A 25180-nucleotide genomic window follows, 5' to 3' on the forward strand; every position below is an offset into this window, starting at 1 on the left:
CGCCGCCCAGGCACGCTTGCCGAAAGATCAATTCAGCCCGGCGATCTTCGCCAGGGCCGCGATGTCGAGGTGCGCCTCGAGAACCGCCGCGATGCGATCCAGGGCCTGATCGACACGATCATGCTGATCTTCGCCGTCGCTGGCGGCGCCCAGTTCGTCCAGTATAGCGGCGCGCGCCTCCCCCTGATCGAACAGACCGTGGACATAGGCGCCGCTGATGCGCCCGTCCGCCGAAACGGCCCCATGGGGTCGCCCCGCGATATGGGCGAAAGGTCGAGCCGTATCCGGGCCGTCGGTCACGCCGATGTGGATTTCATACCCCTGAACCCGAGCGCCTGACGTCGCCAGGCGCCCTTCGACCTGACGCAGAACCTTGTCGCCCGCCATCACGGTGGCGACGTTCAGCAACCCCAGACCGGCCGCCGATCCCGGTGCTCCCTCTGCCCCGTCGGGGTCGCTGATGCGGCAGCCCAGCATCTGATAGCCCCCGCACACGCCCAGCACCCTTCCGCCCCGACGCACATGGGCCGCAATGTCCACGTCCCAGCCCTGGGCTCGCAGGAAAGCCAGGTCCGCCAGGGTCGCCTTGGTGCCGGGCAGGATGATCAGATCCGCGTCGCCCGGCAGCGCCCGCCCCGGCGGCACAAAAGCGAAGTCCACCCCGGGTTCACGCCGCAGAGGGTCGAAGTCGTCGAAGTTGGCGATACGCGACACCATGGGCACAGCGATCCTGACGCGACGCCCCGCCAGGCCCGCCGTCGTCCGGTCAAGCGCCACGGCGTCCTCGGCCGGCAGCGCCCGAGCATCGACCAGCCAGGGCGCCATGCCGAGATCAGCCCAGCCTGTACGACGCGCAATCTCGGCCCGCCCGTTGTCGAACAGGGTCGGGTCACCGCGGAACTTGTTGATCAGGAACCCCTTGATCATGGCCCGATCATCCGGATCCAGCACGGCGTGAGCACCGACCAGGGCGGCGATGACATGCCCCCGGTCAATATCGCCGACCAGCGCCACCGGCACGTCGGCAGCGCGGGCGAAGCCCATGTTGGCGATATCGCCGGCGCGCAGGTTGGTCTCGGCAGGACTGCCGGCGCCCTCGACGATCACCAGATCAGCTTCTGCCTCCAGCCGCCGAAAACTCTCCAGAACGACATCCAGCAGACCGGCCTTGCGGTCCTGATAGTTCGCCGCCTGCCAGACGCCCTCGACCCGTCCGCGCACCACCAGCTGGGCTCCGGTGTCGCTTTGCGGTTTCAGCAGGACCGGGTTCATGTCCACGGTGGGCGCCGTGCGACAGGCGACTGCCTGCAAGGCCTGGGCCCGGCCGATCTCGCCCGACCGCCCGTCGGCGTCAGGCGCGGTGACGGCGGCGTTGTTGGACATGTTTTGCGGCTTGAACGGCCGAACCCTCAACCCTCGGTTCGCGAAGACCCGGCACAGGCCCGCGACCAGAACCGACTTGCCCACGTCGGACCCGCACCCCTGGATCATCAAGGCGGGCATGTCGCCTAGCCCTTGAGGCCGCGCAGCATCAACTCATGACGATAGGCCGCGATATCTGCCAGAGCAGCGTCCAGAGCGGTCCGCACCCGCTCGAGCCCGGCCGGAGCCGCCGCCTGTTCGCCATGCTCGACCTCGCGGCAGATCGTGGCCAGATCGCCCGCCCCGATACCCGCGCTGGCGCCGCGGATGGTATGAACCGCGTCTCGCCAGCCCTCGGACGATGCGTTCAGAAGCGGCCCCCAAAGCGCCGCCTGCTGGACGAACAGACCCAGGACCTCTTCGGTGATGTCGTCCATGCCGCCCGTCATGGCTTCAAGGATGGTGAAGTCCACCGCCCCCGTCAGATCGCGCCGCGCCATCAGGCTTCCGGGCTCTTGGCCAGGCGGGCGTTCTTGGACGACCACAGCAGATAGATGGCCAGACCGAACAGGTTCCACAGCAGGAAATAGAACTGCGTCGAAGCCTTCAGGCTGAAGAAGAAGACGATGCAGCCGATGATGGCGACGCCGCCGACCAGCCACCACAGGGGGGTCCTGAACTTGCGCTCGCGGTTGGGCTCGCGGACGCGCAGCACGATCAGGCTGATCCCCACGGCCATGAAGGCCATCAGGGTGCCGGCGTTGGCCAAGGAGGCCAGTTCGTCCAGACGCATGATCCCGGCCAGGATGGCCACGACGATGGCGGTGAAGACCGTCACCACGACCGGCACGCCGCGCGTCGAGATCTTGGCCAGACGGTTGGGCAGCAGGCCGTCGCGCGCCATGCCCAGGAAGATGCGGCTCTGGCCGAACAGGAAGGCCAGCAGCACGGTCGGCAGGGCGATGACGGCGGCGGCGGCGATCCACTGGGCCGCCACGCCCTGGCCCAGGCCGCGCATGATCAGCGACAGCGGCTCGGGGCTGTCGGAGAAGCTGGCGACCGGCGCGGCGCCGATCGCGGCGGCGGCGACGACGATATAGAGGACGGTGCAGACCACCATCGAGCCGATGATGCCGATGGCCAGATCGCGCTCGGGCTTCTTGGTCTCCTCGGCCGCCGTGGCGATGGCGTCAAAGCCGTAGAAGGCGAAGAAGATGATGGCCGCCGCCGCCATGACGCCCGTCTGGACGAAGGGCGCGCCGAAGCCATGCGGCATGAAAGGGGTGAAGTTGGCGGCGTCGAAGTGCGGCAGGGCGATGGCCACAAAGGCCACCAGGGCGGCGATCTTCACCAGCACCAGGATGGCGTTCAGCGTGGCGCTTTCCTTGGTGCCCATCAGCAGCAGACCGGTCACCACGGCGATGATGAAGACGGCCGGCAGGTTGATCAGCCCCCCCTCGACGTGGGGTCCGACCGTCAAGGCCAGCGGCAGGTCGACGCCCAGTCCGGCCAGGAAGGGAATGGCGTAACCGGACCAGCCCACGGCCACCGCCGAGACGACCAGCGAATATTCCAGGATCAGGCTCCAGCCCACGACCCAGGCGAAGATCTCTCCCAGCGAGGCGTAGGAATAGGTGTAGGCGCTGCCCGAGGCGGGCATGATGGTGGACAGCTCGGCATAGGCCAGGGCCGCGCAGGCGCAGACCAGACCCGCCAGGGCGAAGCTGATCAGCACGGCCGGGCCGGCCAGACCGGCGCCGACGCCGATCAGGGTCAGAATGCCGGTGCCGACGATGGCGCCGACCCCCAGGGCCATCAGGTGCGGCCAGCTCAGCGTCTTCTTAAGCGCCGGCCCCTCATGCGGGACCAGCATGGCATCGATCGACCGCCGACGGTTCCAGAAGGCCATATGTTCAATTTCCCCAAGACCGCTCTGTCGGCGGCTGATTCCGACTGCGACCTTAGCGCGCGGAACAAACTTTAGAAAATCCCGTAATCAGCCCTTGCGCCCGCCCAGCTTCCTGAGTAATAGGACGGCCCTTCGGGCAGCCCAGCGGGTCGCCACGAAGAACCGGCGCCACACCAAGGGCGCAGACGACGGTACGGGTGATTAGCTCAGTTGGTAGAGCAGCTGACTCTTAATCAGCGGGTCCACAGTTCGAACCTGTGATCACCCACCATCGTCTCTCTTGATATCCCGAAAAAGCAGCATCCCCTTCAGGCTCCCCCCGAACTGAAGTTCGCTGTGTGTTGCGTGAAGGCGAAGGCCGGCCTCTTTCCAAGACGCCTTGTCGCAGGCAGGAAGAAAGCTCTGCGTTTCTCCCTCCCCTCTGGTGCGCCTCATGCCCTCTGGACTTATGGCCCTGATCGACGATGTCGCGGGCATCGCCAAATCGGCCGCGGCCTCCATCGACGATGTCGGCGCCGCCTCCAGCAAGGCCGCCGGCAAGGCTGCGGGCGTGGTGATCGATGACGCCGCCGTGACGCCCAAGTACGTCACCGGCCTGTCGCCCAGCCGCGAGCTGCCGATCATCGGCAAGATCGCCGTGGGCTCCATCCGCAACAAGCTGTTGCTGATCCTGCCCATCGCCCTGTTGCTGACCGCCTTCGCGCCCTGGGCCATCACGCCCCTGCTGATGTGCGGCGGCGCCTACCTCTGTTTCGAGGGAGCCGAAAAGGTCATGGAGATGTTCGGCGGGCATAAGGCAGAGAACAAGCCGGTCAGCGACGATCCCGCCCATCTGGAAAAGGCCACGGTTTCCGGCGCCGTGCGCACGGACCTGATCCTGTCGGCCGAGATCATGACCATCGCCCTGGCCGACGTCGCCGATGCGCCGCTGGCGACCCAGGCCGGCGTGCTGATCGTGGTTGGCCTGGCCATGACCGTGGCCGTCTATGGCGCGGTCGGTCTGCTGGTGAAGCTCGACGACATAGGTCTGCACATGGCCGGCCGCGCCTCCAAGTCCGGCCGTGCGATCGGGCGGGGACTGGTCAAGGCCATGCCGGGCGTCTTCTCGTCCCTGTCCGTCATCGGCACCGTGGCCATGCTGTGGGTCGGCGGCGGCATCCTGCTGCACGGCACGCACACGCTGGGCCTGGCCTGGCCCGCGGAGCCGGTCGAGCATCTGGCCCACGCGGTCGGCGCCCTGGCCGGGCCCCTGGCCGGCGCGGTCAACTGGACGACCACGGCCCTGCTGTCAGGCCTTCTGGGCCTGGTCGTCGGCGGGGTGCTGGCGGTCCTGCTGCATCAGGCGATGCGGCTGTTCGGGCGCAGCGCGCACTGACGGGTCGGCGTCAGGTGACCTGACGCTTTTCCAGCTTGCGAGCCAGGGTGCGGCGATGCATGCCCAGGCGACGCGCGGTCTCCGAGATGTTGAAATTGGTCTCGGCCAGAACCTCGTGGATGCGCTCCCACTCCAGGGTCTTGATCGAGGTGGGGCGAGCGCTCAGCGCGGCGTCCGGATCGCCGTCCTGGCGGGCGAAGGCGGCCTCGATCTCATCCGTGCCGGCGGGCTTGGCCAGATAATGGCGCGCGCCCAGCTTGATGGCCTCAACGGCGGTCGCGATACTGGCGAACCCGGTCAGGACCACGATGTCCAGATCGGGATCAAACGCATGCAAAGTCTGGACGCAGGTCAGGCCCGAGGCCGCCCCCAGCTTCAGATCCACCACGGCGTAGCGAGGATGATGCACCTGCAGCAACTCGACCAGTTGCTCGTGGCTGCGGGCCGATACGACTTCATAGCCGCGCCGCTCGAACGACTTGCGCAGGGTCTTGGCGAAGGCCTCGTCGTCCTCGACGATCAGCAATTGACGAGGGGCGTCGGTCAGGTCGGTCATTTCGGAGCCAGAGCCTCCAGGGGAAGGGTCAGGCGGACATTGGCGCCGCCGTCGCGTCGGTTGGCGGCGACGACGCCGCCACCCAGCTTGCGCATCACATTGACCAGCAGGAAGAGACCCAGACCCGCCCCTGCCCGGCCCTTGGTCGACTGATAGGGCTGGCCCAGGCGCTCGAGGATCTCGGGCGTGAAACCCGGGCCGTCGTCGTTGAACTCAACCGACAGCAGATCGCTTTCCAGCGTCGCGGCGATCACCATGCGCTCGGCGCCGGCCTCATGCGCATTGTCCAGCAGGGCGCTGAAGACCTGCTTCAGGGCCGGGTCGGCGATGATGCGGGGATCACGTGGGGTCGGCGGCTTCAGCACCACGGCCATGGCGTCGCTGGACTTCTCGCGCCAGTCGGCGACGATCTCGGACAGGAAGCCGCCCAGGGTGGTGATGGTCGGCGCCACGCCCCGCGCCTCGCCCGCCGACATCAGGATCCCGGTGACGATGGTCTTGCAGCGTTCGACCTCGGCCTGCATCTCGACGATGTCGGAGGTCAGGTCGGCGTCGGCGGTCAGGGCCGGCATCCGCTTCCAGTCGCTGAGAATGACGGACAAAGAGGCCAAAGGCGTGCCCAGTTCATGCGCGGCGCCCGAGGCCAGAAGCCCCATGCGGACGATGTGGTCCTGTTCCGCCGCCTGCTGGCGGGCGTCGGCCAGATAGGCGTCGCGCGCACGCACGTTCTGGGTGGTGCGGGTGACAAAGGCCACCAGAAGCACGGCGATCAGGATGAAGTTGACCAGGGCGCCAGCCTGGATCAGGCCCATGTGGGCGTCGGTGTCCGGCGGCAGCAGCAGCGGCTGGTGCCAGATCGCCAGAAAGGCCAGACAGCCGCTGGTGACCAGCACGAAGCCCCAGGCATAGGGCGGCCGCAACAGCACCGCCGCCAGCACGATCTGCATCAGATAGAGGGCGACGAAGGGATTGCTGGTCCCGCCGCTGAAGAAGAGCAGCCAGGTCAGGGCGGCCACATCCACGAACAGGGCCAGCATCAGCTCCGGGTCGGTCACGCTCTGCCGACGCAGGGTCACAGGAGCGCTGGCCAGATTCATCAAAGCGAGTCCGGTCGGCGCCAGCAGCAGCATCCCCAGAGGCAGGGGAATCTTAAGCCCCCAGTGAACCACGGCGATGGTCACCACCTGGCCGATGACCGCCAACCAGCGCAACTGGATCAGCAGCAGCATGTTGCGCCGTCCGGCGGCGCCAGGAGACACCGGGGCTTCGGCCCGGTCGTCCAGACCCAGAAGGCCGCGCGCGAAACCGGCCGCGCTCATCGCGTCGCTCTCCGGCGCTTTTCTTCACGCCAGAACAGGACAAAGCCCGCCGCCGACATCAGGGCCAGTCCGAACCAGGTCAGGGCGTAGATCAGGTGGCTGTTGGCGAAACGCACCACGGTCAGGCCGCCGCGCGGCCAGCCGGCCGGATTGGGGGCGGCGTCGGCGTCGATGAAGTAGGACGCCACCGGCCCTTGCAGCCCCCTCGCCCTGGCGATGGCGGCCACATCGCGCGAGAACCAGCGGTCGCCTGCGGGGTCATTGGCGCGCAGGAAGCCACCGTCCGGTTCGCTGAGGCGCAGCAGGCCTACAACCTGGATCGCCCCCTCGACCTGAGCGGCGGCGCGATCGGCCGCCTTCTGACGCTCGGACGGGACGAAGCCCCGGTTGATCAGGACCGTGAAGCCGCGATCGGTCGTCAGCGGCGTGACGACCCAGTAGCCGGGACCGAGGTCCGTCACCGCCTTCACCAGGGCTTCATGCCGATGATCGAAACGGCCGCTGACGACGACCCGACGGTACTGATCGGCCTGGCGCGTGACGACCTGTTCCGGCGGCGGCGCGGCGACGGGCGCGGCGTGGATGCGGGCGTCGACCTGACGGATCAGGTCCTGCTTCCAGGCCAGCCGCCGCACCTGCCAGACGCCCAGGGCCGAAAAGCCCGTGAACAGGACGGCGAACATGACCACGCCCAGGATCAGGGCGGTCATGCTGCGCGGCGGCCGGACAGGTCGCGACGACGGCTCTATGGCGCTTCTCCCCGGCTGGCCGTCAGGCTCAGCCCATGGTCTGCATGTCGTGGGTGGGCATCATGTTGGTGTTCAGGTGATACATCACCCAGACCGAACCGGCGACGGCGATCACCACGATGACGATCGTGAAGATCAGCGCCAGCATGTTCCACCCGCCCTCGGACTTGTGGTTCATGTGCAGGAAGAAGACCATGTGGACGATGATCTGAACCACGGCGAAGGCCGTGATGACCAGACCGGTCGTCTGGGGCGCCAGGGCCTCGGTCATGACCAGCCAGAACGGGATCGCCGTCAGCACGACCGACAGCAGGAAACCGATCATGTAGGTCTTGAACGAGCCGTGATCGTGGTCGTCGCCGTGGTGATGATCGTCGTGATGATGATCGACCGCGTGGTCGTTGTGGGCCTCGGCGCTCATCGCAGCATCCCGAACAGATAGACGAAGGTGAAGACGCCGATCCAGATGACGTCCAGGAAGTGCCAGAACAGGCTGAGGCACATCAGCCGGCGCTTGTTGGCCGGGATCAGGCCCTTGCGCCACACCTGCACCATCAGGGTGACCAGCCAGATGCAGCCGAAGGTGACGTGCAGGCCGTGGGTGCCGACCAGGAAGAAGAAGGCCGACAGGAAGCCGCTGCGCTGGGGCGTGGCGCCCAGGTGGATCATGTGGGCGAACTCATAGAGCTCGATCCCCAGGAAGCAGAGGCCGAACAGACCGGTGATCGCCAGCCAGGTCTGCATCTGGGCCGTGCGGTTCTTCACCATGGCCAGCATGGCGAAGCCGTAGGTGATCGACGACAGCAGCAGCATGGACGTGTTCAGCGCCACCAGCGGCAGGTCGAACAGGTCCTTCGGCGCGGGGCCGGCGGCGTAGTTGCCGCCGATCACCGCATAGACGGCGAACAGCATCGCGAAGATGAGGCAATCGCTCATCAGATACATCCAGAAGCCCAGCATGGTGCTGTGGCCTTCCGGGTGATGCGGCTCCTCGACCGGGTGGTAGATCGGCCGCCCGGCCTCATCGACGTAGTCAGGGTTCAGGGAAGCTGCGTGGCTCATCGGATCACCCCTTCGCCGCTGCGGCCGCCAGGGCCTTGGTGTGCGCGTCTTCCGTCGCCTGCACCGTCTCGGCCGGGATGTAGTAGTCGCGCTTGTAATTGAAGGTGTGGAAGATGGCGTAGGCGATCAGGGCGAAGAAGCCCAAGGCCGCCAGCCACCACATGTACCAGATCAGGGCGAAGCCCACGACCGTCGACAGGCCGGCCAGGATCACGCCCGCCCCCGTGTTGGACGGCATGTGGATGGGCTTATAACCGTCGGTGGGACGTTCATAGCCGCGCGCCTTCATGTCCCACCAGGCGTCCGAGTCATGGATGATCGGCGTCTTGGCGAAGTTGTAGTCCGGCGGAGGCGAGGAGGTGGCCCACTCCAGGGTGCGGCCATTCCAGGGGTCGCCGGTCTCGTCGCGCAGCTTGTCGCGGTTGAGGATCGAGACGGCGAACTGGATCAGCATGGCCAGAATGCCCATGGCGATGATGCCGACGCCGACCGCCGCGATGATGAACCAGATCTGGTAGGACGGATCGTCAAAGACCCGCATCCGCCGCGTCACGCCCATGAAGCCCAGGACATAGAGCGGGGCGAAGGCGACCCAGAAGCCGACCACCCAGCACCAGAAGCTGACCAGGCCCCACTTCTTGTCCAGCTTGAAGCCGAAGGCCTTGGGCCACCAGAAGTTGATGGCGGCGAACAGACCGAACAGCACGCCGCCGATGATGACGTTGTGGAAGTGGGCGATCAGGAACAGGGAGTTGTGCAGGACGAAGTCCGCCGGCGGCACCGCCAGCATGACGCCCGTCATGCCACCGACCACGAAGGTCAGCATGAAGGCCACCGTCCACATCATCGGCAGCTCGAACCGGATGCGGCCGCGGTACATGGTGAAGAGCCAGTTGAAAAGTTTGGCCCCTGTCGGGATCGAAATGATCATCGTCGTGATCCCGAAGAAGGAGTTCACGGACGCGCCCGAGCCCATGGTGAAGAAGTGGTGCAGCCACACCAGGTAGGACAGGATGGTGATCACCACCGTCGCATAGACCATGGAGGTATAGCCGAAGAGCTTCTTGCCCGAGAAGGTCGAGGTGACTTCCGAGAAGACGCCGAACAGCGGCAGGATCAGGATGTAGACCTCGGGGTGGCCCCAGATCCAGATCAGGTTCACGTACATCATCGGGTTGCCGCCGAAGTCGTTCGTGAAGAAGTTGGTGCCCACGTAGCGGTCAGCCGTCAGCAGGGCCAGAACGGCGGTCAGGACCGGGAAGGAAGCCACGATCAGGACGTTGGCGCACAGCGAGGTCCAGGTGAAGACCGGCATCTTCATCAGGCCCATACCCGGGGCGCGCATCTTCACGATGGTCGCGATCAGGTTGATGCCGGACAGGGTGGTCCCCACCCCGGCGATCTGCAGGGCCCAGATATAATAGTCGACCCCGACGCCGGGGCTGTAGCCGATCCCGGACAGGGGCGGATAGGCCAGCCAGCCGGTGCGCGCGAATTCGCCGATGAACAGCGAGGCCATGACCAGCACCGCGCCCGCCGTCGTCATCCAGAAGCTGAAATTGTTCAGGAAGGGGAAGGAGACGTCGCGCGCGCCGATCTGCAACGGCACCAGATAGTTCATCAGGCCGGTGATCAGGGGCATGGCCACGAAGAAGATCATGATCACACCGTGAGCGGTGAAGATCTGGTCGTAGTGGTGGGCGTTCAGGTAACCCTCGGCCCCGCCGAAGGCCATGGCCTGCTGCAGGCGCATCATGACCGCGTCGGCGAAGCCGCGCAGCAGCATGATGATCCCCAGGATCATGTACATGATGCCGATCTTCTTGTGGTCGACCGTCGTGAACCATTCGGTCCAGAGGTAGCCCCACAACTTGTAGCGGGTGATCAGGCCCAGGGTCGCCAGGCCGCCCAGCACGACGACGGCGAAGGTGACGACCAGGATCGGCTCGTGGAACGGCAGCGCGTTCCAGTCCAGCCGGCCGAAGATCATGGATGCGATTTGCTCAATAGACATGTCGGTCAGGCGCTCAGGATTGGGACGCGGAGGCGTCGGCCGCGGTCGGCGCAGGAATACGGGGAGCGAAGGGCCAGCCGGCAGCAGCGACTTCGGTGCGGGCGGCTTGACCCGGGCGGGCCAGACCCATGCCCATGATCTGTTCGGTCGGGGCCGCGCGGGTCATCTGCACGGCCAGTTCCTGACGGCGACGTGCGGCGTCCACGGCGGCCTTCTCGGCTTCCAGCGGGGTGCAGACGGCCATGACGTAGGAGTCGCCCGAGCCCAGAACGGCCTGGCCGCGACGGGCGTACTTGTCATGAACCAGAGGCCAGGTGGCGTGGACCGCAGTCAGACCCAGGCCGCCCTTCTTGTCGATGGCCATCATCTCGCCCATGCACATCTTGCCCGGCTCAACGCACATGTTCAGCACGGCGTCGAACAGGCCTTCGTCGACCGAGGCGTAGTGAATGACCGGCACCTTCTCGCTGGGCTTCTCCAGCTCCAGATAGGTTTCGCGATCCAGGCTCTTGCTGTCGGCGCGCACGCCCGCGATCCACTGATCGAAGCCCGCCTGATCCAGACCGTGGAAGGCGAAACGCATGTTGGAGAAGCCGTCGCCGGAATAGTTGGCCGAGAAGCCGACGTATTCGCCCGGGCGGTTGATGACGGCGTGCAGCTTCGTCTCCATGCCCGGCATGGCGTAGATCTGACCGGCCAGGGCGGGGATGTAGAAGGAGTTCATCACGCCGGTCGAGGTGATGTGGAAGCGGATCGGCCGGTCCACCGGCGCGGCCAGTTCATTGACCGTAGCGATGCCGTACTCCGGGTAGATGAACAGCCATTTCCAGTCCATGGCGACGACGTTGACCTGAAGCGGCTCCACGCCGGCGGCGACGGCCTGACCCTTGTTGACCCGATCCAGCGACCGGTAGGGGTCCAGCAGGTGGGTGCCCGACCAGGTGATGGCGCCCAGGCAGATGATGATCAGCAGCGGCGCGGCCCAGATCACCAGTTCCAGATGGGTCGAGTGATCCCAGTCCGGCTCGTACCGGGCTTCCTTGTTCGACTCCCGGTACTTCCAGGCGAAGAAGACGATCATGGCCATCACCGGGATGACGATGATCAGCATCAGCACCACCGACCAGACCAGAAGATCGCGCTGCTGCACCGCGATGTCGCCCGCGGGCGACAGGACAACGGCTTCACAGCCCGGCAGCAGGGCCAGGAGCGGCAATAGCAAGAGAGGTCGCAGGCGGCGCACGAAGGCTCCTGTCCGGAATTTGGGTGCTGGCTCGGTCATCGTGCGCGGCCCGTAGCGCCGCCTGCCAAATGGCGACATTGGACAATCCGTCCTATCCCCCCCGACGAGGATCGGGAGCAAATGGCCGCTTTCGTCATTCTTACCGTGTCGGCGCGCGTGTCGCGCCCGGGTCCAGGGAACGTCATCGGTCATGAACGCCACCAGCGGCGCGCCTTCTTCAGAGTCCCTCGAGCGGGACGCCAGCCAGATCAACGCACGACACGGCAAAATCGACGCCGGAGAAATTGCGATCGGCGTGATCATTGGTCGCACGTCGGAATTCTTCGACTTTTTCGTCTATGCGATCGCCTCGGTCGTGGTCTTCCCGCAACTGGTCTTCCCCTATGCGGGCGCACTGGGCGGGACCCTGTTGTCCTTCGCCGTCTTCGCCGTGGCCTTCATCGCCCGCCCGCTCGGCACGGCCCTGTTCATCGAGATCGACCGGCGCTTCGGGCGCGGCACCAAGCTGACCATCGCCCTGTTCCTGCTGGGCCTGTCGACGGTCTGCCTGGGCTTCCTGCCCAGCTATGATCAGGTCGGCCACTGGGCGGCGGTCATGCTGATCGTCCTGCGCATCGGTCAGGGCGTGGCCCTGGGCGGGGCCTGGGACGGCATGGCCTCCCTGCTGGCCGTCAGCGCGCCCGAGAACCGTCGCGGCTGGTACGCCATGGTGCCGCAACTGGGCGCCCCCTTCGGCCTGATCGTGGCCAGCGCCCTGTTCGCCTATTTCCTGACCAAGCTGTCGGCCGCCGACTTCCTGGACTGGGGCTGGCGCTATCCCTTCTTCGTGGCCTTCGCCATCAACGTGGTGGCCCTGTTCGCCCGCCTGCGCATCGTGGTGACGCCCGCCTTCCAGGCCGCCTTCGAGACGCTTGAGCTGCACCCCGCCCCCGTGACGAGGACCGTGCGAGAGGAAGGCGGCGGCATCGTCATCGGCGCCTTCGCCCCCCTGGCCAGCTTCGCCATGTTCCACATGGTGACGGTGTTCCCGCTATCCTGGGTCTTCCTCTACACGGACGAATCCCCCGCCCGCTTCCTGATGATCGAACTGGTCGGCGCCGTCTTCGGCCTGATCGCCATCCTGGCCTCGGGCTGGCTGGCCGACCGCTACGGCCGCCGCGCCCTGCTGGCCGTCACCGCCGCCGGCATCGCCGCCTTCTCGGGCTTCGCGCCCCAGATGCTGGACGGCGGCCCCATGGGCGAGCTGGCCTACATGATCCTGGGCTTCGTCCTGCTGGGTCTGTCCTTCGGTCAGGCCTCGGGCTCGATCGCCTCCAGCTTCAGCCTGGGCAACCGCTACACGGCCTCGGCCCTGACCTCGGACCTGGCCTGGCTGTTCGGTGCGGGCTTCGCCCCGCTGGCGGCGCTGGCCCTGTCGGGCAAGTTCGGCCTGGTCGCTGGCGGCGGCTATCTTCTGTCGGGTGCGATCTGCACCCTGCTGGCCCTGTGGCTGAACCGGGAGCTGGGCCGAGGCCGAGCCGGCGCCAAGACCTGACGGTCAACCCCTCATGAGAAACGGAGAAGGGGCGGACCCGCGAGTTCCGCCCCTTTTTCATGCGCGCTTCAGGTCAACAAGGTTATCGCCAGTTTACAATAAGGCTTCAGCCTCCGCTAAGCCTGTCTGATCGCCTGAAGTTAAGAGGCGCTGCGTATCGTCGCTCTTGAAATCAAGGGTGATGAGGACGTCATGACCAAGTTGAAGTCGGCAAAAGGCCGTTCCCTGCTGGCGCTCGCCGCCGGCCTGACCGCCATGCTGGCGCCGCAAGTCGCCTCGGCCGGCCCGACCGCAGGCTATTCCTATCGCCTGAAAGCGACTGTGCCTGTGTCGTGCTGGGTGCGCCCCAGCAGCACTGTCATGGCCGAGACCGGCCGCACCGGTTCGGTCGTCGAGGCTTGCAACAGCCCGGGCGGCTTCACCGTCTCGGCCCAGTACCGTCCTCTGGGCGACAGCGAAAAGGCCAAGATCATCTATGGTGATCGCGCCCTGGACCTGGCCAAGACCGGAATGCTGGAGCTGCGCCGCTCCAGCATGGCGACCATCCGCACTGTCGATTATCGCTTCGACGAGGTCGAACTGAACGAGCCCCTGATCCTGGCCCTGACCATCCAGCCGATCTGATCTCCTGATCTCCGGCGACAAAAACGCCCCGCAGGATCTGCGGGGCGTTTTCGTATTCGACAGACCTCAAGGCGGCGGACGCCGCCGCTATCAGATCGCGGCGACGGTGAAGGTCAGGATGTCGCTGTAATCCCCTGCCCGCTTGCCCGAGGTGTCGCCGATGCGCACCGTCAGCGGATAGTCGTCCCGACGCGCCTGGGCCGAAACCACGTCAAAGCTGTAGGGCGCGGTCAGGTTGACGTTCCGCGAACCCAGCTGAAGACCATAGTCGATATACCAGCTGGTGCCCGCCTGGCGCAGCCTGCCCAGGTTCTGCGAGGTCACTGAGACCCGATAGCCGGCGGTGCTGTGGACATAGACCGAGGTGTTCAGGGCGCGCGTCCCCTCGCTGAGATCACCCAGACTGATGGTCGGGATGCCGTTCTGCCGCGTGAACTCGCCCTTGAGCCCGATGACCGTCGCCGGCGCCGTTTCCAGCACCAGGGTCACCGGCCGTTCGGCATGCACGTCGCCGTTGGACGCCTGCAGGGCGATGTAGGCGACCTGGGTATAGCGGCCATAGGCCAGGTTGGCCGGCGGCCGAACCGCCACACGAATCCGCGCCAGTTCACGTCCTTCCCGGGGCACGTGGATCTGCGATCCTGTAACGATTCCGCTGGTCCCCGAGCGCGGCGTGATGTCCGCCCCGCTCTGCTGATCCTGCATGGCGTAAGGCACACGGACGGATGAGCCCGGCGTCCGCAGACCGAAGGGCTCGCCCCGCAGCGAGACGCTAAAGCGCCCGTTGCACGGCGTCTGGCCAGTGTTGATCAGGGCCAGATCGAAGTCGCGCACGGCGGCGTCGTCTTCCAGCGGATTGTAGCGGATGATCCACTGGTCGGCGCCGGGATCGAGGGTCAGATTGCACTTGGCCTGAGCCGCAGCCTGACCCGCCAGGGCCATGCCGCCCAGAACGACGGCAGCGGCCAGCATATTGCGAACGGATCCGGAGATCATGGTCATCTTCCTTCCAGTCATTCTTCCGGCACGTCTATCGGCAGGGTGACGGTCTGCATGTCCAGCAGACCTTCGTTGTCCGCCGGGACAGTGAACTCGAACCCGGCCGACGGGCTGGTGAACAGATCGACGCGATAGGTCTTGCCGGGCTTCAGCTTCTGAACGGCGAAACGCCCCACCGAGTTGGTGAAGAACAGCTCGGGCTCGGCGTCGGGCTCATCGACCGGCCGCACCCGGCCGGACAGAAGGGCGGCAGGACGCCCGCCATTGCCGACGACCCGGCCCAGAGCCGAGACGAAGGCGTCGCTTCCGACCTGGATCGCGTAACCGCTCTTGTAGGCGGGGTGAACGCGCAGAATGCCCTCGCCGATGTCATAGCCCAGCGGCGCATCCAGCACGTCATAGCGCACCGACTGGTTCACATAGGAAGTCAGGGTGTTGGACAGGGCCGGCCCCAGGGCGCCGCTGCGTGCGGTGTAGTTCCCGCGCGCGAACGACTCGCCGACGATGACCGGATGATCCTCCAGGGTCTCGTGCGGATAGACGATGGCGAAACTGTCGTAGATGTTCCGGCCGATCGCGACCTTGCCCCCGGCCGTCGCGATGGAGCTGCCGATCCTCAAGGTGGTGACCTGTTCGTCGGTGATATCGCTGAACGACTGGCCGAAGGCGGTATGGGACAGGCTGGCGTCGAAGCGGTTGCCGACATAGTCGACCTGACCCGACACCGTTCCCGGGCCATCGTCATAGGTCGACTGGACGGAATAGCCGATCGAGCCGACGCGGTTCTCGCTGGACTGCTGGAACCGGACGCTGCCCGTGTTGCGCGCCGAACTGTAACGCGCCTCGCCCCGGCGATCGTAACGCGGCGACCAGATCAGGGCCAGGGTGAAACCGAAGCCGTCGCGGCCGGCGCCGAAGGTGGAGCCGTAGTCGGTATACTCGGCGCCGAACTGCAGCCCCCACTCTGGCGTCACCCGATAGGTGGTGGTCGCGCCGAGGGTGTAGGAATCGTCGAGGAAGGCGCTGCGGCTCATCCGGTAGGAAGCCGTGGCGTTGGCCAGCCAGTCGGCTGAAAAGCGATGCGAATAGGCGCCCGTGAATATCCACGAGATCGGGTTCTGCGCCGTGGCGTTCCCCAGGCTGGCGTAGTCTTCGGACGTATAGTCCGCCACGAAGGTCCAGCTGTCGTAGGTGTCGCCCTGATCGACCGCCAGGTCATAGCTCAGGGCATAGGCGTAGCCGCCGCCGCGATCGCTGTTGCTGGCCGAAACATCCAGACGCGCCCGCGCGCCGTTCTTCAGAATGATCTGGCTCTGACCGGTCAGGTTCTGCACCTGCTCCGAAGCCTGCAGACCGATGCCGAGAGCGGGCCTGTTCTCGAACGCCTTGCGCCAGTAGCCGGTGAAGGCCAGCTCGCCGTCCTCATAGTCCGGCGAGCCGAACAGGCCGGTGTTCGTCACCCCCAGGTAGGCGCCGTATTCATAGTCGCCAGGCTCCAGGTCGATGGCGTCCAGATAGGCGCTGTAGGCGATCGTCTCTGTACGGCCGGATTCATTCTGAACCTCCAGCTGGACATCGTTGGAACCGATCTCGAGCGGCAGGTTGGAAAGATCATACTGGCCCGGATCGAGGCGGAACTCGCGCACGAAGACGCCGTTACGCAGCACCCGAACCGTCGAGGCTTCCTGCAGGACGAGTTGACGCCCCCCGGCCAGAACATTGTTGCGGAAGGTCTCGAAGCGCTGGCGCTGACGCGCCACCCCGACGCCGCCCATCTGGACATAGCCCTGACGGCCACGGGTCTCCGGGTCCATGTCCCCCAGATACCAACGCCTGAACGCCTCCGGTTCGTCATAGACGAAACGCGCATAGCGACGGCTGATCTCATAGTCCCCGGTGAACAGGTCCTCCCGTCCCTGGACATCGCTTTCAAAGACCAGATTCTTGAACCGGATCGCGCCGTTCAGATAGACGCTGGGCGTACCGACGTCCCCGGTGGAATTGCGACGCTGCACCAGCATATTGGTGTTGAGGTAGGCCGAAATATCCTCGGGCGCGGAGCCGGGGTCGTCCGGGCGGCCGCCCTGGAACAGCGACTCGATCGACCGCTTGGTCGGATCGATTCTCAGCACCAGGACCGCCAGTTGATCCGGATCATATTCCAGACGGATGCCAGTGGCGTTGATCTCTTCAGGAGCGAAAGACTCGACCCCTTCCAGCCTGGCGGCCAATTCCGCCTGGGCTTCGGGCGTCAGCAAGGGATCGATCAGCTTCCTGAAACCCTGGCTCTCTACGATGAAGCGATCATCGCGCGTCAGCAGAACCGGCATCTCGCCCAGGACGCGCCGGTTGAAATTCAGCGGCACCGTCATGGCGATGTCGCGGTCATAAGGGTTGATGTTCGGACGCTGGCTCGGCGCCTCGACCGCCTGCCCTCCCGGCAGGTCCTGCGCCTCCGGGGCGCTGATCGGCGCGTCATCGATAACAACGGCTTCGGCCCGCGCGACGCCGGCCGCAGCGGCCAGGGCCGCGATCAACGCGATACGGGACGTCGTCCCGGCGATCCCTCCCCCCCGGATCTTCATCGCGCGAACCGCAAGGTCACAGGCTTGGCCGGGTCCAGAGCGACGCCCGTCGGCACCTTGAAGGTCCGGCGACCGCCGCCCGGCGCCAGATAGCCGACGCCGACGGTCTTGGAGACTTCATCGCTATTGAACTCGCGACGGAAGGGCTGGCCCGAAACGTCCGTGCCTTCAATCACCCAGGTGGCGCCGCTCATCAGGGCGTAACGCTTGCCGCTGTTGGCCACGACGATCTCGACGCCCGGCTCGGCCGGCGGTTGAACAACCGGCGCGCCGCCAGTCAGGGACGGATCAATCTCGGGCGCCGGCGGGGTCACCATGGCCGGTCGCACCGACACGACCTCGACCTTGGGCTCGGCGCCGGGCGGCGCCACCACGATCAGGGCCTTCATGGTGTAGAGCACCTGAACCGCCACCGCGCCGCCGCTCTCGGTCACGGTCGGATCGGTCGCCACCGGCAGTTGCTTCACCCAGAGGTAATAGGCGCGCGAAACCTCGATGTTCGGCTCGCCGATCCACTGGACCCGAACCACCTGACGACCGCTGACCGGCACCAGTCCCTGAGGCGGGAAGACCAGAAAGTCCTCGTCGGCCGGCGTCTCGACGATGTTGCCGTCCGCGTCGATATCCATGCGCGTGATGCGCGTCTCGAACGGAAGGGCGGCCGTGCCGACGTTGCCGACCTCGATGCGGGCCGCCGAACCGGCGCCGGACGTCGTCAACTCCGACACCATGGGCGACACTCTCATCGCCCAGGCGGCCGTGATGAACAGAAGCCCCGCGACCAGCGCCGCCATGCCCCCGACAATCCGCTTCATCTGCGGGAAACGCACACTCTGTCGCATCATCGCCGACACTTCCCCAAAACCGCCGTGCTTGGCGGTGTCCCGTTCCAGAGCGCCGCAAGGCGGCGAGATCAAATCTCGCAAACTTCGCGCCACAGGCGAAATCGCGCCCCAGCCTAGCGATCAATGGTCACTGAAAGGAAAACGCGCGGCGCAGCCACAGCCACCCCGCGCGCAAACCCTGTTGATCGTCAGTCGCTTAGAAGGCGGCGATGTTGACGGTCAGGTCGCCCTGGTAGTTGCCGGCGAGCAGCGACTTGGAGGGGACCGGGATGTTGACGTTCAGGGCCATGGCCGACTTCCAGGCGCCGTGCTGGGCGCTGACGCTGTTGGAGTTCGCGCCCAGAACCAGCGAGGTCGGCGAAGCCGTGCCCGCCACGCCGACGGCGCCGGCGGTGTAGTTTGCGGTCACCGAGAAGGGCAGTTCAGCCTGGAAGACGTTGGTGTCGTAACCGGCCGAGCTGTTGTTCACCAGGCCGCGGATGTCCGACTTGGACAGGGTCACGGTGTTGGAGGTGTTGCAGCCCGCCAGGTTGCTGTCGATCGTGACATTGGCCGGGGCCGTCATGTCGAAGGCGGCGGCCGGACCGGTGTTGTCCGAGGCGTAGATGCCGATGGTGCCGAAGTCGATCGTCTGCGAGTTGCTGCTGCCCGAGTAGTAGGCGCAGTCCGTCGAGACCACGCCCTTCAGCGTGAAGGTCGCGCCGTCGTTGTTGGCGGCCGTGCCGTTGTTGTCATAGGCCCGGCCGACAGCATGCCAGGAAGAGGTCGCCGAGCCGCCGTCCTGAGCGTTGGCCAGATTTTGCGCCGGGGTGAACTGGTTGGTGGGGACCGTATAGGTGACGCCGCCGATGGTTTGCTGTCCCTTGTTCACCGTGCCGGCCGAAGCCGCCGAAGCGGCCAGAGCGACAGCCGCGACGCCAGCCAGAAGCGAGAGAGTTTTCATTTCAGTTTCCTTGCAAATGGAAGCAGCAAGAGCGGCCGACCCGACAGGATCGATCGCCCTCGCCTATGGAGGTCGTCGCTTAGAAGGCGGCGATGTTGACGGTCAGGTCGCCCTGGTAGTTGCCGGCGAGCAGCGACTTGGAGGGGACCGGGATGTTGACGTTCAGGGCCATGGCCGACTTCCAGGCGCCGTGCTGGGCGCTGACGCTGTTGGAGTTCGCGCCCAGAACCAGCGAGGTCGGCGAAGCCGCGCCCGCCACGCCGACGGCGCCGGCGGTGTAGTTGGCGGTCACCGAGAAGGGCAGTTCAGCCTGGAAGACGTTGGTGTCGTAGCCAGCCGAGCTGTTGTTCACCAGGCCGCGGATGTCCGACTTGGACAGGGTCACGGTGTTGGAGGTGTTGCAGCCCGCCAGGTTGCTGTCGATCGTGACATTGGCCGGGGCCGTCATGTCGAAGGCGGCGGCCGGACCGGTGTTGTCCGAGGCGTAGATGCCGATGGTGCCGAAGTCGATCGTCTGCGAGTTGCTGCTGCCCGAGTAGTAGGCGCAGTCCGTCGAAACCACGCCCTTCAGGGTGAAGGTCGCGCCGTCGTTGCTGGCGGCCGTGCCGTTGTTGTCGGCCGACAGACCCTTGATCTCGATCATCGAGATATTGGCGTTCGAGTCATGGATCACCAGCGGGCTGATGCCCTGCAGATAGTCACGACCGACCGTCGGAACGCCGCCCTGGGCGTAGGTTTCATTGATGGTCGAGTTGGGGTTCAGGTAACCCATGCCCAGACCGGGGATATTGACGGTGGGCCCGGGCAGAGCGCCGGTCGTGGCCGTGGCGTGATAGACTTCGCCAGCCTGAGCGGCGGCTGCGGACAGCACAAGGGCGGCGACGCCCGCGAGAAGCGTAACAGTTTTCATCTTGTTTTTCCTGAGGTTCTGCGGACGGCGCCGAAAACGGAGGGGCCGAAACCCCTCCGTCAGGCGTCAGTCGCTTAGAAGGCGGCGATGTTGACGGTCAGGTCGCCCTGATAGTTGCCGGCGAGCAGCGACTTGGAGGGGACCGGGATGTTGACGTTCAGGGCCATGGCCGACTTCCAGGCGCCGTGCTGGGCGCTGACGCTGTTGGAGTTCGCGCCCAGAACCAGCGAGGTCGGCGAAGCCGCGCCCGCCACGCCGACGGCGCCGGCGGTGTAGTTGGCGGTCACCGAGAAGGGCAGTTCAGCCTGGAAGACGTTGGTGTCGTAACCGGCCGAGCTGTTGTTCACCAGGCCGCGGATGTCCGACTTGGACAGGGTCACGGTGTTGGAGGTGTTGCAGCCCGCCAGGTTGCTGTCGATCGTGACATTGGCCGGGGCCGTCATGTCGAAGGCGGCGGCCGGACCGGTGTTGTCCGAGGCGTAGATGCCGATGGTGCCGAAGTCGATCGTCTGCGAGTTGCTGCTGCCCGAGTAGTAGGCGCAGTCCGTCGAAACCACGCCCTTCAGCGTGAAGGTCGCGCCGTCGTTGTTGGCGGCCGTGCCGTTGTCGCCTTGCGAGCCGCCGAAGGCGTGCCAGGCCGAGATCGGCGAACCGCCCCATTGGGCGTTCACGCGGTTGGCGGCCGCAGCGATGTTTTCAAAGAAGTTGCCGCCTTGGACGTTGACGGCCAGAGGGCCGTTACCGCCGAACTGGCCGCGGTTGATGGTGTCAGCCGAGGCGGCCGAGGCGGTCAGGGCGACGGCGGCGACGCCGGCCAGCAGGGTAGCGATTTTCATAGCAAGTTCTCCAAACGAGGTTCTGACAATAATGTCGACCGAGATGAGAGACGCTTCCTCGATCTATACAAACACTAACGAAATGTAAAAAACGTGTCAACAACAAAAACCGATGTTATTCAGCAAAATCAAAGTATTCGCCTCTAAGGGGAATCTTGCCGGAGACACAATTTTTACAAACAGGACGCACACATCTGAAAATTACTTCAGTCTACAGCCCTAGACTCTAGGCTGAAGGGTGACGCTAAGGGTTTCGACATACTCACCCGCCAGAAGCCCCGCGCCTTGCGGCCGCTGCGTGCGGATCTGCAACTGCCCGCCGCCGGCGGCGATCGCCTCGCCGCTGGTCAGGGTCTTGCGCGCCGTCAGGTCGGCGCTCGAATAGGCCGCGCTCATCACGCCGGCCTGGGGCGCCAGGACCGGCACGGCCACGTTCAGGGTGTAGGCCAGGGTGCCGGCGAACGGCCCCTCGCCCCGAGGCTTGGCGACATGGGCCAATCCGCCGCTGGCGGACTCAAAGCTGAGATCGAAGGGGACATTGCAGCGCAAACCAAAATCTGCGGTCACCACCTCATTGCCGGTCAACTCGCCCAGATCGATGGTGCCACCGCCCGTCAGTCGGCAGTCAGACACGATGCGTCCGGTCACGGCCACGTCGAAACCCGACGTGCTTTCGAGCGAATCCGCCTGAACCGCACCCGCGCCCGTCAGGACAGCCGCGGCGCCCAGCAGGGCGATAGCCCGCACGACGGGGCGCACGCTCGCGCCCTTCACTTTGGAAGTGGTCAGAAACCAGCCCACCATTCGCCTCCCACAGCCGCCCTCTCGCGGCGCCCCCGCCACCAGGAGGGGGTTCGTTGGTCAGCGTTCCAAGAGGCGTGCCATCCCAAAATGGCACACATACCCAGCAATTACGGCGTCAGCCCCGGCCGCAAGGGTTAATGAAACGTTAACGGACGCCGTTCTACGAGCGCCGTTTACGTTTGACAAGGTTTCGCTTCATTTTGGGACAGCAGCGGTATTCCGCCCTGTCGTCACCCCGCCTTGGCGCGGCGTCGCCAGGTGGTCAGCAGATGCTCGGTATAGCCGTTGGGCTGCTCGCGCCCCTTGAACACCAGGTCGCAGGCCGCACTCCAGGCCGGACCGTCGAAGGCCGGCGCCAAGGGGCGATAGGCGGGATCGCTGGCGTTCTGGCGATCGACCACGGCAGCCATGCGCTCCAGCGCCGCCCTCACCTCGCCCTCCGTGACGACGCCGTGGCGCAGCCAGTTGGCCAGATGCTGGCTGGAGATGCGCAGGGTGGCCCGGTCCTCCATCAGGCCGATGTCGTGGATATCCGGCACCTTGGAGCAGCCGACGCCCTGATCGATCCAGCGCACGACATAGCCCAGGATGCCCTGGGCGTTGTTGTCCAGTTCCTGCCGGATCTCCTCGTCGCTCGGCGCTTGCGTCGCGAACGGCGGGGTCAGCAGCGGCGTCAGGCCGGTGGCGGGTCGCTGCGCGATCTCGGCCTGACGCGTCCAGACGTCGACCTCATGATAATGCAGGGCGTGGAGCGTCGCCGCCGTCGGCGACGGCACCCAGGCGGTCGAAGCGCCGGCGCGCGGATGGCCCGCCTTGGTCGCCAGCATCTCGCCCATGCGGTCGGGGGCCGCCCACATGCCCTTGCCGATCTGGGCGCGGCCAGACAGACCCGCTTTCAGACCGATATCGACGTTGCGGTCCTCATAAGCCTTGATCCAGCCGGTATTGCGAACCGCCTCCTTCCGAACGACCGGCCCGCCCTCCATCACCGAGTGGATCTCGTCGCCGGTGCGGTCCAGGAAGCCGGTATTGATGAAGGCGACGCGCCCCCTGGCCGCCGCGATGCAGTTGGCCAGATTGACGCTGGTGCGCCGCTCCTCGTCCATGATGCCCATCTTCAGCGTCAACGGCGGCAGGCCGACCATCTTCTCGACCGCGCCGAAGACGGCGTCGGCGAAGGCGACCTCCTCCGAGCCGTGCATCTTGGGCCGCACGACATAGATGGAGCCCGCCGGGCTGTTGCGCTGATCCGCCGGGCGCTTCAGGTCGTGCAGGCCGAGCAAGCCCGTCATGGCGATGTCCAGCAGGCTTTCCGGGACCTCGTGTCCCTGCCCGTCCAGAACCGCATCGGTCGTCATGTGCAGGCCGACGTTGCGGACCATCAGCAGGCTGCGCCCCTTGAGCGACAGGCTCGATCCGTCCGCCGCCCTATAGGCGCGGTCGCCGTTCATGCGCCGCTGCATGGTCCGACCGTCCTTGACGAAGTCGGCAGACAGGTCGCCGCGCATCAGGCCCAGCCAGTTGGAATAGACCAGCCGCTTGTCCTCGGCGTCCACGGCCGCGACGCTGTCCTCGGCGTCGGCGATGACCGACAGCGCCGCTTCCATCACGACATCCGCGACGCCCGCCGGATCGGCGCGCCCGATCAAGTGGTCGCGGTCGATGACGATCTCCAGATGCAGGCCGTTGTGGCGCAGCAGGACGCCCGAGGGCGCCGCCGCCTCGCCGACATGACCGAAGAAGACCGTCGGATCGGCCAGCCCCGTCGTCCGCCCGCCCGACAGGCCAACGACTAGCCGCCCGCCCTCGACACAGTATTCCACCGCCTCGGCATGACCGCCCTCGGCCAGGGGCGCCGCCTGATCCAGCAGGGTGCGAGCGCGCCCGATGACCTTCGCCCCGCGCTCGGGGTCATAGCCACCGCCCTTGGACGCCTCGCCCAGAGCGTCCGTTCCGTAGAGCGCGTCATACAGACTACCCCAGCGCGCGTTGGCCGCGTTCAGCAGGTAGCGGGCGTTGGTCAGCGGCACGACCAGTTGCGGCCCGGCCATGGTGGCGATCTCGGGATCGACATTGGCGGTTTCGGCGCGGATGTCCGTTCGCTCCGGCTCGATATAGCCGATCTCGCGCAGGAAGGCCTGATAGGTCTCGGGGTCCGGCTGGCCCGGATGGGCGCGGTGCCAAGCGTCCAGTTGCGCCTGAAGTTCGTCACGCCGCGCCAGCAGCGCCCGGTTCGTCGGCGCGTGCTCCGCCAGCAGGGCCTCGAACCCGACCCAGAAGGCCTCCGCCGTGCCCCCTGTCCCCGGCGCCGCCTCATCGCGCACGAAGGCGTCCAGTTCGGCGGCGACGCTCAGGCTTCCGTGGCGGACATAGGTCGTGGACATGGCGGCTTCTCCTTGAGCCTCAACCCTAGCGGCGCGCCCGCCGCCTAGCCACGGCGAAGATCGACGGCTATCTTTGCATAAATCGCAACGATGAGACCGCGCCATGCTGGCCGAGTATGAGATCTTCGTCCGGGCGTTGGAGGAAGGCAGCCTGTCGGCCGCCGCCCGGCGGCTGGACCTGTCCCCCGCCGTGGCCTCACGAAGGCTGGCGCGGCTGGAGGACCGGCTGGGCGTGCGGCTGATCGAGCGCACCTCGCGGCGGCTGGCCCCGACCGAGGCCGGGCGGCTGGTCTATGATCGGGCGATGCAGTTGCTGGACGGGGTCGAGGACCTCGAGGCCCTGGTGTCGCGCCGCACCACCCAGGCCCGCGGCCTGCTGCGCGTCTCGGCGCCGACCTCGTTCGGGCGACGACGGCTGGCCCCCCTGCTGACACCCTTTCTCGACGCCCATCCCCGGCTGACGCTGGAGCTGAACCTCAGCGACGCCTTCGTCGACCTGATGGCCGAGGACGTGGACGTGGCCGTCCGCATCGGCAGCTACGAGTCCGGCGATCCGGCCATGCGCCGTCTGGCTCCGAACCGGCGCGTCCTGTGCGCCGCGCCGTCCTATCTGGTCGAACACGACGCACCGCAGACACTGGACGACCTGCGCCATCACGCCCAGCTGGCGGCCGAGAACCAGTCCGCCTGGCGGCTGGAAGGCCCCGACGGCCCCGTGACCTTCCGCGCCCGCAGCCGGGTGCGGACCAACTCCTCGGAAGTGGCGCGCGAACTGGTGCTCGCCGGAGCCGGGATCGCCCTGCGCTCGACCTGGGACGTAGGCGAGGAACTGCGCGACGGGCGGCTGCTGCGGGTCTTGCCGCAGTATGCGGGGGCCTCGGACGTGGCCATCTTCGCCCTGACCGCCGGACGGGCGCGCGCCGAAAACCGGGTGCGGGCCTTTGTCGAGTTTCTGGCCGGCCTCTATGGCGATGTGCCAAAATGGGACAGATAACCCCTTCCTTCTCCCCTTGAGGGAGAAGGTGGATTGCGAAGCAAGACGGATGAGGGGGGGGCGAAGAACCTGGGCTGGCGGCTTCCAATCCAGCGTCGAGCCGACACCCCTCATCCGCCCCTGACGGGGCACC

At 66.2% G+C, this 25180-nt stretch carries 22 protein-coding genes and 1 tRNA gene; 5 read left to right on the forward strand and 18 right to left on the reverse strand.

All coding sequences use genetic code 11. The features are described 5' to 3' along the window. Positions 1–27: 27 nt before the first annotated feature. Genes ACZ5XO_RS10940 through ACZ5XO_RS10950 form a run of 3 tightly spaced genes read right to left on the reverse strand, consistent with a single transcriptional unit; the run spans position 28 to position 3271 of the window. Positions 28–1503 carry a cobyric acid synthase gene (locus ACZ5XO_RS10940; RefSeq protein WP_464162381.1) on the reverse strand — a complete coding sequence of 492 codons (1476 nt, stop codon included), beginning with the start codon at positions 1501–1503 and terminating at the stop codon, positions 28–30. Positions 1504–1508: 5 nt separating this feature from the next. Next, entirely contained in the window at positions 1509–1862 is a 354-nt protein-coding gene (locus tag ACZ5XO_RS10945) for an Hpt domain-containing protein (protein WP_464162382.1), read from the reverse strand. Next, positions 1862–3271 carry an amino acid permease gene (locus ACZ5XO_RS10950; RefSeq protein WP_464162383.1) on the reverse strand — a complete coding sequence of 470 codons (1410 nt, stop codon included), beginning with the start codon at positions 3269–3271 and terminating at the stop codon, positions 1862–1864. Before ACZ5XO_RS10950 ends, ACZ5XO_RS10945 begins: the two co-directional genes overlap by 1 nt. A 195-nt stretch (positions 3272–3466) precedes the next feature. On the opposite strand from ACZ5XO_RS10950, the gene ACZ5XO_RS10955 reads away from it, so the two are divergent. Continuing rightward, a tRNA-Lys gene (locus ACZ5XO_RS10955) sits at positions 3467–3542 on the forward strand. Positions 3543–3704: 162 nt separating this feature from the next. Continuing rightward, the gene (locus ACZ5XO_RS10960; protein ID WP_464162384.1) at positions 3705–4646 is read left to right on the forward strand and encodes a DUF808 domain-containing protein; all 942 of its coding nucleotides are present in this window, start codon (positions 3705–3707) and stop codon (positions 4644–4646) included. Positions 4647–4656: 10 nt separating this feature from the next. Here the strand turns inward: ACZ5XO_RS10960 and ACZ5XO_RS10965 are convergent, their stop codons facing one another. The 7 genes from ACZ5XO_RS10965 to cyoA form a co-directional block, all read right to left on the reverse strand. Further along, positions 4657–5193: a response regulator transcription factor gene (locus ACZ5XO_RS10965; protein ID WP_464164909.1), complete on the reverse strand. Its 537-nt coding sequence runs from the start codon at positions 5191–5193 to the stop codon at positions 4657–4659. 5 nt (positions 5194–5198) lie between these two features. Further along, positions 5199–6521 (reverse strand): ATP-binding protein, encoded by a 1323-nt coding sequence (locus ACZ5XO_RS10970; protein WP_464162385.1) that lies wholly within the window; start codon positions 6519–6521, stop codon positions 5199–5201. Continuing rightward, the gene (locus ACZ5XO_RS10975) at positions 6518–7231 is read right to left on the reverse strand and encodes an SURF1 family protein (protein ID WP_464162386.1); all 714 of its coding nucleotides are present in this window, start codon (positions 7229–7231) and stop codon (positions 6518–6520) included. The genes ACZ5XO_RS10970 and ACZ5XO_RS10975 overlap by 4 nt, the downstream gene beginning before the upstream one ends. A 67-nt stretch (positions 7232–7298) precedes the next feature. Continuing rightward, a complete protein-coding gene (gene cyoD, locus ACZ5XO_RS10980; RefSeq protein ID WP_464162387.1) occupies positions 7299–7691 on the reverse strand; it encodes a cytochrome o ubiquinol oxidase subunit IV in 393 nt (130 codons plus the stop codon). Then, positions 7688–8332 carry a cytochrome o ubiquinol oxidase subunit III gene (gene cyoC / locus ACZ5XO_RS10985; RefSeq protein WP_464162388.1) on the reverse strand — a complete coding sequence of 215 codons (645 nt, stop codon included), beginning with the start codon at positions 8330–8332 and terminating at the stop codon, positions 7688–7690. Before cyoC ends, cyoD begins: the two co-directional genes overlap by 4 nt. 4 nt (positions 8333–8336) lie before the next feature. Next, positions 8337–10346: a cytochrome o ubiquinol oxidase subunit I gene (gene cyoB, locus ACZ5XO_RS10990; RefSeq protein ID WP_464162389.1), complete on the reverse strand. Its 2010-nt coding sequence runs from the start codon at positions 10344–10346 to the stop codon at positions 8337–8339. A 13-nt stretch (positions 10347–10359) separates the two neighbouring features. Beyond that, positions 10360–11589: a ubiquinol oxidase subunit II gene (gene cyoA, locus ACZ5XO_RS10995; RefSeq protein WP_464162390.1), complete on the reverse strand. Its 1230-nt coding sequence runs from the start codon at positions 11587–11589 to the stop codon at positions 10360–10362. A 190-nt stretch (positions 11590–11779) separates the two neighbouring features. Between cyoA and ACZ5XO_RS11000 the strand changes: the two genes are divergently transcribed. Then, a complete protein-coding gene (locus ACZ5XO_RS11000) occupies positions 11780–13123 on the forward strand; it encodes an MFS transporter (RefSeq protein ID WP_464162391.1) in 1344 nt (447 codons plus the stop codon). Positions 13124–13315: 192 nt separating this feature from the next. After that, complete coding sequence (locus ACZ5XO_RS11005) at positions 13316–13747, forward strand: hypothetical protein (protein ID WP_464162392.1); 432 nt, start codon at positions 13316–13318, stop codon at positions 13745–13747. Positions 13748–13837: 90 nt separating this feature from the next. On the opposite strand, the gene ACZ5XO_RS11010 is transcribed toward ACZ5XO_RS11005, so the two are convergent. The 8 genes from ACZ5XO_RS11010 to ACZ5XO_RS11045 all read right to left on the reverse strand — a co-directional run bounded on the left by ACZ5XO_RS11010 (position 13838) and on the right by ACZ5XO_RS11045 (position 24053). Beyond that, the gene (locus ACZ5XO_RS11010) at positions 13838–14743 is read right to left on the reverse strand and encodes a hypothetical protein (RefSeq protein WP_464162393.1); all 906 of its coding nucleotides are present in this window, start codon (positions 14741–14743) and stop codon (positions 13838–13840) included. Between the two features lie 17 nt (positions 14744–14760). After that, positions 14761–17331 carry a fimbria/pilus outer membrane usher protein gene (locus tag ACZ5XO_RS11015; protein ID WP_464162394.1) on the reverse strand — a complete coding sequence of 857 codons (2571 nt, stop codon included), beginning with the start codon at positions 17329–17331 and terminating at the stop codon, positions 14761–14763. Next, complete coding sequence (locus tag ACZ5XO_RS11020) at positions 17328–18176, reverse strand: fimbrial biogenesis chaperone (RefSeq protein WP_464162395.1); 849 nt, start codon at positions 18174–18176, stop codon at positions 17328–17330. The genes ACZ5XO_RS11015 and ACZ5XO_RS11020 overlap by 4 nt, the downstream gene beginning before the upstream one ends. Before the next feature lie 196 nt (positions 18177–18372). Further along, complete coding sequence (locus tag ACZ5XO_RS11025; RefSeq protein ID WP_464162396.1) at positions 18373–19119, reverse strand: hypothetical protein; 747 nt, start codon at positions 19117–19119, stop codon at positions 18373–18375. Positions 19120–19198: 79 nt separating this feature from the next. Further along, positions 19199–20029, reverse strand: a complete 831-nt coding sequence (locus ACZ5XO_RS11030) for a hypothetical protein (protein ID WP_464162397.1) — start codon at positions 20027–20029, stop codon at positions 19199–19201. Positions 20030–20103: 74 nt separating this feature from the next. After that, on the reverse strand, positions 20104–20865 hold the full coding sequence (locus tag ACZ5XO_RS11035; RefSeq protein WP_464162398.1) for a hypothetical protein: 762 nt from the start codon (positions 20863–20865) through the stop codon (positions 20104–20106). Positions 20866–21084: 219 nt separating this feature from the next. Then, entirely contained in the window at positions 21085–21624 is a 540-nt protein-coding gene (locus tag ACZ5XO_RS11040) for a hypothetical protein (RefSeq protein ID WP_464162399.1), read from the reverse strand. Positions 21625–21899: 275 nt separating this feature from the next. Then, the gene (locus tag ACZ5XO_RS11045) at positions 21900–24053 is read right to left on the reverse strand and encodes a malate synthase G (RefSeq protein WP_464162400.1); all 2154 of its coding nucleotides are present in this window, start codon (positions 24051–24053) and stop codon (positions 21900–21902) included. 103 nt (positions 24054–24156) lie between these two features. Between ACZ5XO_RS11045 and ACZ5XO_RS11050 the strand changes: the two genes are divergently transcribed. Further along, on the forward strand, positions 24157–25047 hold the full coding sequence (locus ACZ5XO_RS11050; RefSeq protein WP_464162401.1) for a LysR family transcriptional regulator: 891 nt from the start codon (positions 24157–24159) through the stop codon (positions 25045–25047). Positions 25048–25180: the final 133 nt, after the last annotated feature.

It is taken from the genome of Brevundimonas sp. T2-11, from assembly GCF_055397675.1.

Coding starts and splice junctions, on each gene's coding strand:
- ACZ5XO_RS10940 (WP_464162381.1), bottom strand. CDS start 1,503: ATGCCCGCCTTGATGATCCAGGGGTGCGGGTCCGACGTGGGCAAGTCG.
- ACZ5XO_RS10945 (WP_464162382.1), bottom strand. CDS start 1,862: ATGGCGCGGCGCGATCTGACGGGGGCGGTGGACTTCACCATCCTTGAA.
- ACZ5XO_RS10950 (WP_464162383.1), bottom strand. CDS start 3,271: ATGGCCTTCTGGAACCGTCGGCGGTCGATCGATGCCATGCTGGTCCCG.
- ACZ5XO_RS10960 (WP_464162384.1), top strand. CDS start 3,705: ATGCCCTCTGGACTTATGGCCCTGATCGACGATGTCGCGGGCATCGCC.
- ACZ5XO_RS10970 (WP_464162385.1), bottom strand. CDS start 6,521: ATGAGCGCGGCCGGTTTCGCGCGCGGCCTTCTGGGTCTGGACGACCGG.
- ACZ5XO_RS10975 (WP_464162386.1), bottom strand. CDS start 7,231: ATGACCGCCCTGATCCTGGGCGTGGTCATGTTCGCCGTCCTGTTCACG.
- cyoD (WP_464162387.1), bottom strand. CDS start 7,691: ATGAGCGCCGAGGCCCACAACGACCACGCGGTCGATCATCATCACGAC.
- cyoC (WP_464162388.1), bottom strand. CDS start 8,332: ATGAGCCACGCAGCTTCCCTGAACCCTGACTACGTCGATGAGGCCGGG.
- cyoB (WP_464162389.1), bottom strand. CDS start 10,346: ATGTCTATTGAGCAAATCGCATCCATGATCTTCGGCCGGCTGGACTGG.
- ACZ5XO_RS11000 (WP_464162391.1), top strand. CDS start 11,780: ATGAACGCCACCAGCGGCGCGCCTTCTTCAGAGTCCCTCGAGCGGGAC.
- ACZ5XO_RS11005 (WP_464162392.1), top strand. CDS start 13,316: ATGACCAAGTTGAAGTCGGCAAAAGGCCGTTCCCTGCTGGCGCTCGCC.
- ACZ5XO_RS11010 (WP_464162393.1), bottom strand. CDS start 14,743: ATGATCTCCGGATCCGTTCGCAATATGCTGGCCGCTGCCGTCGTTCTG.
- ACZ5XO_RS11015 (WP_464162394.1), bottom strand. CDS start 17,331: ATGAAGATCCGGGGGGGAGGGATCGCCGGGACGACGTCCCGTATCGCG.
- ACZ5XO_RS11020 (WP_464162395.1), bottom strand. CDS start 18,176: ATGATGCGACAGAGTGTGCGTTTCCCGCAGATGAAGCGGATTGTCGGG.
- ACZ5XO_RS11025 (WP_464162396.1), bottom strand. CDS start 19,119: ATGAAAACTCTCTCGCTTCTGGCTGGCGTCGCGGCTGTCGCTCTGGCC.
- ACZ5XO_RS11030 (WP_464162397.1), bottom strand. CDS start 20,029: ATGAAAACTGTTACGCTTCTCGCGGGCGTCGCCGCCCTTGTGCTGTCC.
- ACZ5XO_RS11035 (WP_464162398.1), bottom strand. CDS start 20,865: ATGAAAATCGCTACCCTGCTGGCCGGCGTCGCCGCCGTCGCCCTGACC.
- ACZ5XO_RS11045 (WP_464162400.1), bottom strand. CDS start 24,053: ATGTCCACGACCTATGTCCGCCACGGAAGCCTGAGCGTCGCCGCCGAA.
- ACZ5XO_RS11050 (WP_464162401.1), top strand. CDS start 24,157: ATGCTGGCCGAGTATGAGATCTTCGTCCGGGCGTTGGAGGAAGGCAGC.